Raw genomic sequence first — 14,241 nt, 5'->3', positions numbered from 1 at the left:
TTTTTTACTAATTTCTTAACCAAAATTTTTAGAAGTAGATGGTAAAATGGATGACTAGGATAGGACGGCCTACCTGCCGTGGTAGGAGGGACGAAGCAAAGTGCAGCCCGAACAAGCAACCCTGGGCACAAGGATAGCCTCTAGGTTAAGACGCTTAAAATGGCCGCTTATAATAATATTGCTGCTAGCAGCAACTGGAGGCTACTTTGGCTACCGTTACACAGTGGGTAAATCCAAGCCCAGCTACCTTACAGTGACCGTGGGCAAGGGCAACATTGCCGATGTAATACAGGCCAACGGGATTATCGAGCCGGTGCGCACGGTGGGGCTTAATTTTAAGAGCAGCGGCCTAATAAAAGCGATATATGTACAACCTGGCGACCGGGTTAAAGCGGGACAGGTCCTGGCTGAGCAGGACACGGCAGAACTGGAAGCTCAAGTTAAGCAGTCGGAGAGCAACCTTAAACGCTCAGAGGCGCAGCTAAAGCTTAAAGAGGCTGGCTCTCTCCCCGAAGAGATAGCCCAAAAGGAAGCTGAAGTAGAGGCTAACCGGGTAGCCTATGAGATGGCCGTAAAAGAGCTTGAAAGGCAGCAGAAGCTTTTTGAGGCTGGAGCCGCCCCTGCCACCGATGTAGATAAGGCTAAGGAAGCAGTAGCCAGCGCCAAGAGTAAATTAGAGCAGTCGCAGCAGGCTTTAAACCTTCTTAAACAGGGGAGCCGTCCTGAGGATATAGAGGCGGCCAAGGCGACTGTAGAAGCTGACCGGGCCCAGCTCGAAATAGCTCGCTTAAACTTGGAGAACGCTAAGCTTCGCGCACCCTTCGATGGTGTGGTTACCAAGGTAAATGGAGAGGTCGGGCAGCGGGGCGGCGCGGGGGGAAACAACGAAAATACTGCCTTTATCACCCTGGTGAGCGAGGAACTCCAGCTTAAGGCCTGGGTGAACGAGGCTGATATAGGGAAGGTTAAGCTTAACCAAGATGTAGAATTTACTGTAGCAGCTTACCCTAATGTTACCTTCAAGGGTAAGGTCAAAAATATCTCTCCTCAGGCTACCACCCAATCCAATGTCCAGATCTTCGAAGTATTGATATCCGTGGAAGATCCCTCCAAACAGCTCCGCCCCGGCATGACGGCTACGGCAAGCATCGTTTTGGCGAAGAAGTCTGATGTATTGGCTGTTCCCAGCATGGCCATAAGCTTTGCCGAAAGTTATTTAAGAGGCCAAGCCCCGGCAGGGGAAGGAGGAACTAGACAGACTAGCGGACTGGGAAGACAGGCAGGCGGAGCTACGGTAGGCCAAGGCAGCCAAGAAGGCCAACGGCAAGGTGGGGCCAGAAGAGAAGAAACGGTAAACGATAATACCAAGGTGGTCCTGGTACTGGAAAACGACCAGCCCGTACCGAAGAGGATAAAGGTAGGCTTAAGCGATGGGCAGTATGTAGAAGTAGTGGAAGGGCTTAAGGAGGGTGATAAAGTAGTTATCGGTATGGTCACAGGCAAGCAATCGCAGCAGAGTACCGGTTCCAGTGGGCAAACCCAGAGATCAGGGCAGCCCCAAAGATCGCCAGGTTTTCCTGGTGGCCCTATGCCACTGGGGGTGCCGCAACGATAAAAAGGGGGCTAATGCCGGGTGAACCAGGATCACGTTTTAATACAGGTTGAAGGTCTAACCAAGATTTATAAGCAAGGCGAGAATCATGGCGTTGTGGCCTTGCGAGATGTGTCCTTCACCATAAACCGCGGGGAAATGGTGGCTATAATGGGGCCTTCGGGCTCCGGGAAATCGACTTTAATGCACATACTGGGGTGCCTGGACAAACCGGATAAGGGTCGGTACGTATTGGCAGGTAAAGATGTGACGTCACTAGATACCTTTGAGCTAGCGAGTATCCGCAACCGCTACATAGGCTTTGTGTTTCAGAATTTTAATCTCCTGGGGCGGGCCACAGCCCTGGAGAACGTGGCTCTACCTTTGGTGTACGCCCGGGTGGGCAGAAGGGAGAGGGAGAGGCGGGCCCGGAAGATTTTGCAGACCTTAGGTCTTGCCGGCCGCGAGCACCACCTCCCTAATCAGCTTTCCGGCGGACAGCAGCAGAGGGTGGCCATCGGGAGGGCCCTTATCAATAACCCTGAGCTTCTCCTAGCTGACGAGCCTACCGGGCAGCTCGACTCGAAAGCGAGCGCTGATATAATGTATCTCCTGCAAACCCTCCACCGGGAACGGGGCTTGACCATAGTAATAGTCACCCACGAACCGGACATTGCTTATCACTGCCAGAGAATCTTGAGGCTCCGGGACGGGAGGCTGGTGGCAGATGAAAAGGTAGATGAACCTAGAATAGCAGAACCCTCGGTGGATATACTGCAGGGGCAGGTGAACGGTTCGTGGTCTTCTTAACCGCCTTTCAGATGGCCTGGAGGAGCATCCTCGCCCATAAACTCCGCTCGAGCTTAACCATGCTGGGGATAATCATCGGTGTTATGGCGGTCATTGTCATGGTAGCTTTGAGCCAAGGGGCGAGGGCCAGGGTCACCGAGAGGATCGCCAGCATGGGGTCGAATCTTCTTGTTATCATGCCGGGATACAGCACGGGGCCGGTGAGGGGCGCTTCTGTCACCAACCGTTTAACCTATGACGATGCCCAGGCCATAGCCCGCCTGCCTATGGTTAAGCATGTGGCACCGGAGGTATCTACCGAGGCTACTGTTACCTACGGTAACCAAACCTGGACAGCTACGGTTAGCGGCACTACCCCTTCTTTGCAAGCCATAAGAGACTGGCCCCTGGAAATAGGAGAATTTTTCACTGAAGCTGATGTTACCAACATGTCCATGGTAGCGGTGATAGGCCGTACAGTAGCCGATAACCTTTTCCCTCACGGTACTAACCCTGTAGGTAGCCGCATTCAAATTAAGGGGCTATCCTTTACTGTCATCGGGGTGCTTACGTCTAAGGGGGCGAGCATGGGAGGAATGGATCAGGATAACTACATCTATGTACCCCTGACTACGGCCCAGCAACGGTTGGTAGGTACCAAATACGTAAGGCAGATTAACGTACAGGCTGAAGAAGCCGAAGCCCTGCCCGCCTTACAAGAAGCTATTACTACCCTGCTAAGGCAGCGCCATCATCTGGCGCCTAATGTACCCGATGACTTTACTATCCGGAACATGGCGGCCGTACTATCGGCTATTGAAGATACCACCAGGATCATGACCTTTTTGCTGGGCGGCATTGCCGCAGTATCCCTGGTGGTTGGCGGCATAGGCATTATGAATATCATGCTGGTTTCGGTCACCGAGCGTACCAGGGAGATCGGGATCAGGATGGCGGTAGGGGCAACTCCCTCTGACATCCTTATCCAGTTTCTAGTAGAGGCTTTTGTGCTCAGCATAAGCGGTGGGATTATCGGGACGCTCATAGGGTGGGGCACTACTCACCTTCTAAGCTATTTGGCCGGGTGGAAGATGATGTTGGTGCCCTGGGTTATAGCCCTGGCTATGGGCTTCGCTGCTGCTGTAGGTATATTTTTCGGCTACTACCCAGCCAAGCGGGCGGCAAGCGCTAACCCCATCGAAGCCCTGCGTTTCGAGTAGAAGCGTTTGCGGTGTTAATATTGGAAATCCTGTGTTTTTCAGGATATAATATTTCTCGGAGGGATTACAGTGGACATAGAAAAGATAAGAGAAATAGCCGTCCCGATTCTGCGGCGGTATGGCGTAGCGAAAGCGTTTGTTTTCGGTTCTTACGCAAAAGGAGAGCAGGCTGAAGACAGTGACATAGACATTCTTATTGAATACGCCCCCGGCGTAAGGAAATCCCTTTTGACCCACGTGAAGATAATAAGCGAACTGAGGGAGGCCCTGCAGAGGGACGTGGATGTGGTGACGGAAGCATCTTTGTCTCCGTATTTCCGGGAAAGAGTACTACGTGAGAGAAGGGCGATCCTGTGAAAGTCGAGGGGGACCGGGCCCGGCTAAACCATATCCTAGAGAGTGCTAGGTTGATTTCTGAATGGGTCGCCGACGTAAAGAAAGATGATTTCTTTGCGGATGTGATGCTTCAGGAAGCAGTTATTAGGCGGCTTGAGGTAATCGGGGAGGCAGCCAAAAACATTTCGCAAAAACTTAAGGAAAAATATCCTGACATACCTTGGAAAGAAATAGCGGGAATGAGGGACGTTCTAATCCACGAATATTTCGGGGTAGATCTGGAGGAAGTATGGGAAACGGTCACAAGAGACATTCCGGAATTAATGCGACAGCTTGAAGCAGTTTTAAAGGGGCTGGACCAGTAGTAGTTCTTTTAAGCGGCTGGATGGGGCAGTTACCCCATAGGCTAAAGCTAGGGGCTTGCAGCTCGGAGCCGCTTCGGGGCTTGACTTTCGGAGGCCGATCCGCCAGCGCCTCAAGATAGACCCGGCGGAGCCTATATCCGGATGGCTTTCCGGTGTACACTTTCCTTTAACTCAGGCGTAGCAGAGTCCAAAATTACTAGATCCACATTAAAGGGTTGAGCTGCAGCTAGTACATCAGAATATAGACGCCAGAAATCTATCTTTCGAGGAAGTTTATCTATAGCCAGGTCGATATCGGAGTGCTCGCTAAAAGTACCTTCACCGGCCAGGGAACCGAAGAGCCACACACGGTGCAGGCCGTAACTGTGAATAACTTCAGCAGCCCGGTGGGCAGCGGCTAGGGCGGCCTCTTTTCTTTTGGCTAGTTCTTGCTCGTGTTTTTCGCGTTTTTTCTTAAGGTAGGCCCTAAGTTCGGCTACCTCCTTAGCACTGTAACTAAGCATCTCAAGTTATCACCCCTTTTAGCCTTACACGTTTATTCCTCCGCCTCTGCTGCGGTTAAGAGCTCAAGAAAAGTATGTATTTCTTGGGAGAACTGCTCTACCGTTTGAGGCATGTTTGAAACCAGAGACTTCATGCGGTCCCAACTTAACTCAAAACCGTAAAGGTTGCGAAAGCGATGGCGAAAGCTTAGATATGCCTCCAAGTCGCTGGCCATTTGTCTAGTAATTACCGGTGGCCGCCGTCCTTTAAGGTTTAAGGTCATTTGTTCTAATAGTAAGCGGTGCCAATTTTCACTTTTGGGAGCTGTTTGATCGATTTCCCTAGCAATATGCAAGAAAATTTTTTCTACGCGGGAGTAAAAATCATGAAGGATGGAACCCAAGGCGCGTAGGAGAGTGATATTTTTTACCGGTTTATCTTTATAGGGTTTTAAGGTTTCCCTTAGTTCTTCTTTTAGGCGTTTTAGATTCTCCAGTTCCTGAACTACGCGAGATTTAAGAACAAGTATATCGGGTGCCAAATTATTCTATGCCTCCTTTGTTAGTGTTTAACTACTTTAATTTTATGACATAATAAGGAAATTCTCCAGCCCAACCTAATTCTAAGATACTTTGCCCACTTGCTTTATGCGCCAGCACTCTTACCTATTGCCCAAACCCTGTACATAAAGGGCCCACGCCTTAATCGATTACTCCGAACTCACCTTCTTATCCCAGAAGGATTGGAGGAAGGCCGTAGGGAAAGGGCACAAGATTTAATAATGAGGCAGCTAAAGAAGCGTTTGGGTTTTCTTTCTTCTGAGGTAGAGGAGAGGATAAGGTGTCTTTCCATGGAGGAGCTTGATGAGCTGGCAGAGAAGATATTTGAGGTTAGCAGAGAAAGCGACTTAAGGAAATTTCTCTCTGCAAAATAGCTCACTTTTTTGTTGACAGCCTCTCCCCAACGGGAGTATTATTTTAAATGTATTTACTTCGACTTCGTAATTTACGTTCTAGAAACAGGTGAGGGATAATGCGCTACATCCGTTTACTTGAGCTTTTGGGACGGATCCACGGGAGGCTTGCGCGGCAGCTCGCACCGGCCTTTCATAGCGAGGACCTGTCGGCCACTGAGATGATAATTCTGTGGAAGCTGGAACTCAAAGGGCCCTGGCGGGTGGGCGAGCTGGCGAGCTTCCTGGGTATAGCACCCAGCACCTTTACGGGGATCCTTGACCGCCTAGTAGCGCGGGGACTGGTGGAAAGGGTAGCGGACCCCGCCGACCGGCGGAGCTTCCTGGTGCGGGCAACCCCTTCCCTTAAAGAAGTCTTGGAGAGGGTGGGGAGGCGCCTGGAAGAAACCCTGGACAGAATTTTGTCCGGCTGGCCGGAGGAAGAGTACAGGATGCTTATCAATGCTTTAGAACGCTTGGACCGGTACCTGGACCAGCCGGTAAGGCAGTAAAAAACGTGAAGCCCAGCGGCAAAGGACAGGGCGGATAAGGTGAAAGGCGAGTATTGAGCCGGCACAAGGGGGAGAGGGGAAGATGGGTTTAAAAAGCCGGATGAGGTATGGAAACTCTACAAACAAATTGCTCCCGGCCGTTTTAGTATTAAGCCTTGTTTTAAGCTTTTCTGTTTCAGGGTGCGGGAAAAAGGGTCCTCAGGGGACCGGCGAGGCCCCGGTTGCGGTAGAACTGGCGAAGGCTGAGCTGGGAAGTATTGTGCGCGAGGCTAGCGCCACAGGAACCGTGGTGTCCCGGGAGGAAGTTAAGGTGGCGGCCTCTATGGTGGGCCGGCTTACTAAGGTGTACGTGCAGGTGGGAGACAGGGTGAGGGCCGGAGATGTGATAGCCGAGCTAGATAATGAAGATATTAAGGCCAGGCTGGACCAGGCCAGGGCGGGCCTTGAGCAGGCCAGGGCAGCTTTAGAGCAGCTTGAGGCCAGCAGGGCCCAGCTAGAGGCCAACCTCCGTCAGGCGGAGGCCAAGGCAAACAACGACCGCGCGAACTGGGAAAGGGTTAAAGCCCTTTATGAGGCGGGGGCGGCCTCTAAACAGCAACTCGAGCAGGCCCAGATGGCCATGGAAGTAAGCCAGGCCCAGGTAGATGCGGCCAGGGCCTCCTTGGAGGGCCTGGAAGCCCAGCGCGCATCTGTTTCCTCCCAGGTGGCGAGCGCTGAGGCCGGCGTCCGCCAGGCAGAAGTAACCTTGTCCAACACCTACATAAAGGCTCCTGTGGACGGTGTGGTGACCGCACGTTTCTTAAATCCCGGTGAGATAGCCCAGGGGCCTATCGTGCAGCTCGCTACGGATAAAGATATAGAAGTTAACTTCCAGGTAACAGAGCAGGATATAAGGTTCCTTAAGGAAGGTGTGGAAGTAAGGATCGCGGTGCCAGCGCTGGGACGGGAATTTAAAGGAAGGATCAGCACCTTTAGCCCGGCAGCGGACCAGCGGACACGGTCTTATACAGTCAAAGCTAAATTCACCAGCACCCCCGAAGGAGTCCATCCCGGCATGACGGCCGTAATTTATTATCCCACTGAGCGGGTGGATAACGTTGTGGTGGTACCCAAGAATGCGGTGGTCAAAAGGGGAGCCCGGGATATAGTGTTTACCGTAGAGGAGGGCCGGGCCGTAGGCCGCCCGGTGGTCGTGGGAATCTCGGATAGCGAAAAGGTAGAGATAAAGGAGGGCTTAGCCCAAGGCACACCCATCGTGGTAAAGGGACAAGATTTCTTAAGCGAAGGCCAATCCGTGGAAGTAGTGAAAGGAGAATAAAAGTATGGGCTTAGCCAGGTTAGCCGTAAACCGGCCCGTGACCGTCCTCATGGGCGTCCTAGTAGCCCTGCTTTTAGGGATAGTAGCATTGATGCGGCTTCCGATAGACCTTTTGCCAGAGCTAAATTTGCCCTACGCCGCGGTCATAACCAACTACCAGGGGGCAGGCCCGGAAGAGGTGGAGAAGACCATAAGCGAGCCTTTAGAGGATGCCTTGGGCACCGTCCAGGGGGTAAAAAATATCCGCTCCATGAGCATGATGGGCACCTCGGTGCTGGTTTTGGAGTTTGAGTGGGGCACGGACATGGACTTTGCTACTTTAGAGATGCGGGAGAGAATCGAGCGCATCCAGGGGTTTTTACCTGATGCGGCAGAAAAGCCCATGGTGCTTAAAATGGACCCCAATATGATGCCTGTGATGACCCTGGCTTTATACGGGAATAAGGATGAAGCCCAGCTTAAGGATGTGGCTGAAAATATAGTTAAAAAGAGGTTGGAGCGGCTGGAAGGGGTAGCCGCGGTCAGTGTGACCGGTGGATTTACGCGGGAGATCCAGGTATTGATACACCCTGAGCGACTGAACGCCTTTGGGCTCTCCCTTACCCAGGTGGTGCAAACCCTGGCCGGGGAAAACACCACCTTTGCCGCAGGCAAAGTGGAAGATGCCGGTAAGGATGTGCTGGTGCGGGTAACAGGTGAGTTCGGAAGCTTAGAGGATATAGAGAAGATAAGCTTGGCCAGTTCTACCGGTGGGACAGTACGCTTAAAGGATATAGCTGAAGTAAAGGATACCTATGCGGAGCGCACAAGCCTTGCCCTGCTGGACGGCAATCCGGCCGTGGGCCTGTCCATACAGAAACAGGCAGGGGCTAACACGGTGGCCATTTCCCGGGAGGTAAAAAAGGCCATAGGCGAGATGGCAGGCTCCCTGCCTCCGGGAGTAAAATTAGAGCTTATAGTGGACAATGCCAAGTATATAGAAGCGGCCATCCGGGGGATATACCGGGACATGCTCCTGGGTAGCCTCCTGGCCATGGCTTTAATCCTCCTTTTCTTAAGGAATGTAAAATCCACCCTGGTCATAGGCCTTACCATACCGGTTTCTGTCATCACCACCTTTGTCCTGCTTTATTTCGACCGCCTCAGCTTAAACCTTATAACCCTGGGCGGGCTCTCCTTGGGTATAGGCCGGATGGTGGATGACGCCATTGTAGTGTTCGATAACATCTACCGCCACCGCCAGCTAGGGGAAGAGCCGGTCCCGGCGGCTATAAACGGTACGGGTGAGGTGGCCAACGCGGTGGTGGCCTCCACCCTTACCACCATAGGGGTTTTTCTACCTGTAGCCTTTGTGGAAGGTCTTGCCTCCCAGCTTTTTACTCCCATGGCCTTTACGGTCGCTTTATCCCTCTTGGCCTCCCTGGCGGTCTCCTTGACTGTCACTCCTATGCTGGCCGCTCGGATCCTGGCCGGAAGGCTGCCTGAGGAAGAGGGGACGGGACGCGGCTTTTGGCGGGTGCTCACTTCTGGATCCTGGCTTACCTCATTAACTTCTATGTACAGGCGGCTTTTAAAGTGGAGTTTAAACCACCGGCCGGCCGTGGTCTTGTTTACCTTGGCCGTTTTTGTGGGCGGGCTGGCCCTGATTCCGATGGTAGGAATCGAGTTCTTTCCGCCTTCAGATGAGGGCACCATAACCATTGGCCTGGAATTACCTAAAGGGACCGTTCTATCCGAAACCTCCCAGGTGGCCAAGCAAGTAGTGGAGATGGTGAAGGAAGAGCCCGAGGTGGAAAGCATATATGAGGTAGTAGGAGGAACTACCAGCCACCTCGGTATCTTGAGCGGGGAGACGCCGGAAGTGGCCAGCATAACGGTCAACCTGGTGGACCGTAAAGAAAGGGAGCGCAGTTCTGAAGAAGTGGCCACGGCCTTGCGGAAGAAGCTGGGCAAGATCCCGGGGGTTAAGGTTACAGTGACCGCAACCTCGGGGTTTGAAAGGGGAGGCCTTACCCAGGCGCCCGTGCAGGTGGACATTCACGGGGATGATCTGGCCACTTTGAGGGACCTTGCCGAGCAGGTTAAACAAAAGGTATCCCAGGTACCGGGAACGGTGGCGGTGGAAAGCTCCTTTACCCAGGGCAGGCCCCAGGTGGAGGTTATAGTGGACCGTGAGAAGGCTGCAATGTATAACCTGTCCGCGGCCCAGATAGGTAATACCGTAGCCACCGCCGTAGGGGGAAAGGTGGCCACCCGTTACCGGGTGGGAGGAGAAGAATACGATGTAAGGGTGCAGCTACCCCTTTCTTCCCGCCAGAACTTAATGGACCTGGAGAACCTCACCGTACCCTCCCCGCTGGGAGTGCAAGTGCCTTTAAAGGAAGTGGCCCGGTTTGAAATAGATACCACCCCCTCTACCATAAATCGCTATAACCAAGAAAGGGTGGCCAGTGTGACCGCCAACATATCCGGCCGTCCTTTAGGGGATGTTATGGAGGATATAAGGAAGAGCTTAAGCGAGCTTAAACTCCCTCCGGGCTACCGGTTTGAATTTACGGGGCAGAATAAGATGATGATAGAAGCCTTTGGGCAACTGGGCGTAGCTTTAGTTATGGCCATCCTGCTCGTATATATGGTCATGGCTGCCCAGTTTGAATCTTTGTTCTATCCCTTTATCATTATGTTTGCCATACCCATATCGCTTACGGGGGTAGTCCTTGCCCTGCTTCTTACGGGCCGTACCTTTAGCGTCACCGCTTTCCTGGGGGTTATAATGCTGGCCGGGGTGGTGTTATCCAACGCTATCGTGCTGGTAGATTATGTTAACCTTTTGCGCCGCCGGGGTCTTCCCCGGGAAGAGGCCATCCTTGAGGCCGGGGCTACCAGGCTGCGGCCCATACTCCTTACGGCTTTTACTACCATCCTGGCTATGTTCCCCCTAGCCTTGGGGCTGGGTGAAGGAGGCGAACTGCAGGCCCCCTTGGCTACGGCTGTAAGCGGCGGGCTCCTCGTTTCCACCCTTTTAACTTTAGTGTTTATCCCCATACTGTATACCCTCCTTGAAGATTTTGGAGCAAGGCTTTTCCGGCGCTTTAAGGTGAGCAAGGGAGTGGGGGCCTAAGGGGCAGGCCGCAGGAAAGGCGGAAGGGCTGCAATCCAGCAAAGCTGTTGCAGTTTGGCATTTCTAGGGATAGGCGCAGGAAGGTTGGAGGGTTTAAGATTCACTTTATGTTACATTTGTTCAAAAAGCGAGGATGAATCGGAGGGAAAACGGAGAGGGTGCGGGGAAGGGGTAGTTAAGTATAATTTAAGGGATACTATGGAATAAAGTCTATGGTACCCCAAGGAACGCCGTCCGGGAGTACGAGAACCTCTATGGACTATTTTCCGATAAGTTGTTGTCGCAACCACTTACTGGTTTTATAATAGCTTTAAGGGAAAGAATTATTGGGGGCAATAATATGGAACAGGCCATCGTAACAGTTTCCAGCAAGCGGCAGATAACATTGCCTGCCGCAGTTTATAAAAAAGCATGTTTACGGCCGAACCGCAGAAGAGGTTGAAGCGTATGTTAGGAAGGAACGCGAAAAGGATGAATAAGGATGCGGGTGGCCGTAGCGCAGATACCCATAGCTGATAGCCTTAAGGTTAACCTGTCGCGGATAATAGCTTTGGCCAGGGAGGCAGCCCGGCGGGGGGCTAAGCTCGTAGTTTTCCCTGAGATGTGCCTTACGGGATACAGCCCGCAGGTGTTAAAAGACCCCCGCCTCTCAGAAGAATTGGGAGAAGCTTCAAAGGCCCTTGCCCGGTGGGCGGCCAAGCTAGAGTTAGGGTTGGTGGTAGGAAGGGCAGAAGTTTCAGAAGGAAAGTATTACAATGCTGCTTCGGTTTTCCTCCCGGACGGCAGGGTACATACCTATTATAAGATTTACCTTACGGAAGCCGAAGCTCGCTATTTTTCTCCGGGGAAGACACCTTTAGTGTTTGAGCACTCCGGACATCGCTTCGGCATAATTATCTGCCGGGATCAAAACTACCCGGAGCTTGCGCGCAGGTTACGGCAAGAAGGGGCGGAAGCCCTGCTCATCCTTGCAGCCCATTTTTACTCCCCGCCTGAGGCCAGGTGGAAGGTGGACAAAAATATAGCCCTTCCCATAGCCAGGGCGGTAGAGAATGCTTTCCCCGTCTTTTTGGCCAACGCGGTGGGCAGCCATATCGGGCTTGTAAGCCTGGGGAATAGTTTAATCGTGGACCCGCAGGGAGTTGTGGTAGCCCGCGCCGGGGAGACCGGCGAGGCGATTCTCACCTGGGATGCTTTTTTTCATGACCCTTTAACCTCCTTCCCTTCATCTTGGGACCGGAGGTAGATTAATAACTTTTAAAGTTTACTGCGGTGCGCGAAGGGAGGGAAAGCAGAATGCCCGTTATCCAAATTGATGCGGGCTCCATGAGTAAAGAGAAAAAAGCGGAGCTCATCAAGGCCCTGACGGATACCGCGAGTTCCATCCTGGGCATACCTGCCCAAGCCTTCGTGGTGATTATCCGCGAAAATTCCCTGGATAACGTCGGCACCGGTGGCAAACAGCTTTCTGAGTTGCATAAGCAATAAGGCCGGCTTTTAACCGGCCCATTTTTTTGAAAGGTGTACTATTGAGTTATGGAGTAATTATGGACTACAATAATCTGTGAACCGGAAAATTGTGGTTTAGGGGAGAAAAAACATGGGACAAGCTGATTCTTTGATTTAGTCAGAAGGTGGAATCTTATATGGCATCGCTAAGGACTAACCTTAACCCCTTCATGGAAAAAGTCGTTATGTATCTGCAACAGTGCCCCGACGTTGCGGCTGCGTATCTTTTTGGATCATATGCTAGAGGTACTGAACGACAAGGAAGCGATATTGATATAGCTGTTTTATTTTATAACTTAAAGGATAAGTTAGTACGTTTTGACCGCCGGCTGGAGATGATTATGGACCTTGAGGGAATTGTTGTAGGCAGAAAAGTGGATGTGGTGGACATAGAAGAAGCCCCCTTGTTGCTTCAGCATTATATTCTAAAGGAGGGTATTTTATTGGTAGATAAAGAGCCGAGATATAGAATATCGTTTGAGGTTAAGTCGCGTCGTAGTTATTTTGATTTACGTCCGTTACTAGTAAAGCGAGGTCAGCGAATAATAGAACGGGTACTGGGAGGAATATTAAGTGATTGATAGTGATATTTTACGAGAGCGGCTTGCCCTCTTGAGTGAATATATAGCCGACCTGGAAGCCGAGCAAAAGGTCAGTTTACAGGATTTTCGCAGGGATAAACGTATCAGGCGCTATATAGAGAGAACCCTTCACTTGGCTGTGGAAAGCTGCTTGGACATAGCCAGTCATATTATTTCGGCTGAAGGATTAAGAGAGCCGGTGGATAATAAGGATATTTTTGTAGTTTTAGGAGAAGCGGGTTTCTTGTCCGAGAATTTGGTAAAACGGCTAATGAAAATGGCTCAGTTTCGTAACATCCTTGTGCATGACTATGCACGCCTCGATCCGGAGATTATTTGGGGAATTTTACGACGGGATGTGGAAGATTTAAAGGCATTTATGAAAGAAATAAAAGAGACGTTCAGGCTTTAAGGATTTGAAGGCTAAGAAGGCTTAAACACAAGTTTCACAGGCAGGCAAGAGCCACCAGGGGGTACAAAGTACAGCTCCGCGGGCCGGTTGGTTTTAAGCTCGCCTATGAAGACGGCCTGCCCCGGATTTTCTACAAAGCCCTTCTTTGGAACCCTGATTACATTTCCATCAAGGACCACTATTCCCCCGAAGCAACCGTATACCGGGACTAAGAAAACTTGAGTATCGCGGGCGGGAAGAAGCCTTATTTTATAGAGCGCGCCGTAGTTGCCGGCAAGGGCGGTGGCGCTGCCTCTTCCGGGCAAAAATTCATCGTCCCGGCCGTCGGCCAGCATAAGGCTTCCCGTTTCCCGGCCGCTTAAAGTGAGTTCCATTTCTATATCGGAAGGCCCGAAGGTACCACGGGTGTGTATACCGTCTGCCGGAAGGTAAAGAAGCTTGGTGTACTCCTTTAGTACGTCGGCCGCGGCAGGAAGGGCTACGAAAAGGATTTCGAGCCTGCCTGTGGCTTGGACATCCATAATAGCGTGCAGTACCTGGTGGCGAACCGCAGGAGGGGCCACCTTACTTAGGACCGAAGCCTCTTTAGGCTTAATGTATAGAGTGCGGGTTTGGTTGTCGTTAAAATACTCGATCAGGGCTTCGCTGGCTACCTGGTACACGTTATTAGAAGGCCCGCCGTATCCTTCCTTTTCAACGGTAAGTTTAACTTCTTTTTCTCCCGGGTTAAAGGCTACTACATATATTTTAAAGGTTAAAGGGCTCTGAATAGCGTGCCAGAAATAAAGCCTCGCCTTTCCTTCTATCTCGTCGCGGTACAGTATCCCCGGCCTTTCTATATATTCTGGGCTATCGCTAAAGAGCAGGATGGGGCCCGTACGTTTTTTGACCGGGTGGTAAGTAAAGGTGGGCGCTATTTTCCCTTCCGGCACCGTGTCGCCGGGCTCGAGGGCAAGGGGAGCGGGTAGCACCTTTATGGTGCGCGAGAAGGGCTTGCTCCAGCTTCCCCGGCTATCCTTTACCTGCAGGGTAACGGTATAGAGGCCTTCTTC

At 51.8% G+C, this 14,241-nt stretch carries 15 protein-coding genes and 1 pseudogene; 13 read left to right on the top strand and 3 right to left on the bottom strand.

What is annotated here, in order from left to right:
* Nucleotides 1-100 precede the first annotated feature (100 nt).
* From L5656_RS07445 to L5656_RS07425, 5 genes are all read left to right on the top strand, one after another.
* Nucleotides 101-1,615: an HlyD family secretion protein gene (locus L5656_RS07445; RefSeq protein WP_297201270.1), complete on the top strand. Its 1,515-nt coding sequence runs from the start codon at nucleotides 101-103 to the stop codon at nucleotides 1,613-1,615.
* A gap of 18 nt (nucleotides 1,616-1,633) precedes the next feature.
* On the top strand, nucleotides 1,634-2,401 hold the full coding sequence (locus tag L5656_RS07440) for an ABC transporter ATP-binding protein (RefSeq protein ID WP_297201267.1): 768 nt from the start codon (nucleotides 1,634-1,636) through the stop codon (nucleotides 2,399-2,401).
* Between the two features lie 11 nt (nucleotides 2,402-2,412).
* Nucleotides 2,413-3,600, top strand: a complete 1,188-nt coding sequence (locus L5656_RS07435; RefSeq protein WP_366018092.1) for an ABC transporter permease — start codon at nucleotides 2,413-2,415, stop codon at nucleotides 3,598-3,600.
* A 69-nt stretch (nucleotides 3,601-3,669) separates the two neighbouring features.
* The gene (locus tag L5656_RS07430; protein WP_297201262.1) at nucleotides 3,670-3,957 is read left to right on the top strand and encodes a nucleotidyltransferase family protein; all 288 of its coding nucleotides are present in this window, start codon (nucleotides 3,670-3,672) and stop codon (nucleotides 3,955-3,957) included.
* Nucleotides 3,954-4,301 (top strand): HepT-like ribonuclease domain-containing protein, encoded by a 348-nt coding sequence (locus L5656_RS07425; RefSeq protein ID WP_297201259.1) that lies wholly within the window; start codon nucleotides 3,954-3,956, stop codon nucleotides 4,299-4,301. Before L5656_RS07430 ends, L5656_RS07425 begins: the two co-directional genes overlap by 4 nt.
* A 131-nt stretch (nucleotides 4,302-4,432) precedes the next feature.
* Here the strand turns inward: L5656_RS07425 and L5656_RS07420 are convergent, their stop codons facing one another.
* Complete coding sequence (locus L5656_RS07420) at nucleotides 4,433-4,804, bottom strand: nucleotidyltransferase family protein (RefSeq protein ID WP_297201256.1); 372 nt, start codon at nucleotides 4,802-4,804, stop codon at nucleotides 4,433-4,435.
* A gap of 32 nt (nucleotides 4,805-4,836) precedes the next feature.
* Nucleotides 4,837-5,325 carry a hypothetical protein gene (locus tag L5656_RS07415; RefSeq protein WP_297201253.1) on the bottom strand — a complete coding sequence of 163 codons (489 nt, stop codon included), beginning with the start codon at nucleotides 5,323-5,325 and terminating at the stop codon, nucleotides 4,837-4,839.
* A gap of 99 nt (nucleotides 5,326-5,424) precedes the next feature.
* Between L5656_RS07415 and L5656_RS07410 the strand changes: the two genes are divergently transcribed.
* The 8 genes from L5656_RS07410 (at nucleotide 5,425) to hepT (ending at nucleotide 13,189) form a co-directional block, all read left to right on the top strand.
* A complete protein-coding gene (locus L5656_RS07410; RefSeq protein ID WP_366018088.1) occupies nucleotides 5,425-5,718 on the top strand; it encodes a DUF4351 domain-containing protein in 294 nt (97 codons plus the stop codon).
* 98 nt (nucleotides 5,719-5,816) lie between these two features.
* The gene (locus tag L5656_RS07405; protein ID WP_297201247.1) at nucleotides 5,817-6,248 is read left to right on the top strand and encodes a MarR family winged helix-turn-helix transcriptional regulator; all 432 of its coding nucleotides are present in this window, start codon (nucleotides 5,817-5,819) and stop codon (nucleotides 6,246-6,248) included.
* An 82-nt stretch (nucleotides 6,249-6,330) separates the two neighbouring features.
* A complete protein-coding gene (locus L5656_RS07400) occupies nucleotides 6,331-7,566 on the top strand; it encodes an efflux RND transporter periplasmic adaptor subunit (RefSeq protein ID WP_297201245.1) in 1,236 nt (411 codons plus the stop codon).
* Nucleotides 7,567-7,570: 4 nt separating this feature from the next.
* Complete coding sequence (locus tag L5656_RS07395) at nucleotides 7,571-10,687, top strand: efflux RND transporter permease subunit (RefSeq protein WP_297201242.1); 3,117 nt, start codon at nucleotides 7,571-7,573, stop codon at nucleotides 10,685-10,687.
* 481 nt (nucleotides 10,688-11,168) lie between these two features.
* On the top strand, nucleotides 11,169-11,933 hold the full coding sequence (locus L5656_RS07390; RefSeq protein ID WP_297201239.1) for a carbon-nitrogen hydrolase family protein: 765 nt from the start codon (nucleotides 11,169-11,171) through the stop codon (nucleotides 11,931-11,933).
* Between the two features lie 50 nt (nucleotides 11,934-11,983).
* Nucleotides 11,984-12,175, top strand: a complete 192-nt coding sequence (gene dmpI / locus L5656_RS07385; protein ID WP_297201237.1) for a 4-oxalocrotonate tautomerase DmpI — start codon at nucleotides 11,984-11,986, stop codon at nucleotides 12,173-12,175.
* Nucleotides 12,176-12,333: 158 nt separating this feature from the next.
* Nucleotides 12,334-12,777 (top strand): type VII toxin-antitoxin system MntA family adenylyltransferase antitoxin, encoded by a 444-nt coding sequence (gene mntA, locus L5656_RS07380; protein WP_297201234.1) that lies wholly within the window; start codon nucleotides 12,334-12,336, stop codon nucleotides 12,775-12,777.
* A complete protein-coding gene (gene hepT, locus L5656_RS07375) occupies nucleotides 12,770-13,189 on the top strand; it encodes a type VII toxin-antitoxin system HepT family RNase toxin (RefSeq protein ID WP_297201231.1) in 420 nt (139 codons plus the stop codon). The genes mntA and hepT overlap by 8 nt, the downstream gene beginning before the upstream one ends.
* 11 nt (nucleotides 13,190-13,200) lie before the next feature.
* Here the strand turns inward: hepT and L5656_RS07370 are convergent.
* Nucleotides 13,201-14,241 (bottom strand): annotated as a pseudogene (locus tag L5656_RS07370) (hypothetical protein); the annotation flags it as partial.

The organism is Thermanaeromonas sp. (assembly GCF_021890735.1).
Lineage (GTDB): Bacteria > Bacillota > DSM-521 > Neomoorellales > Neomoorellaceae > Thermanaeromonas.
Note: the sequence above shows the minus strand (reverse complement) of the source record. Positions and strands in the feature narration are given on the sequence as shown.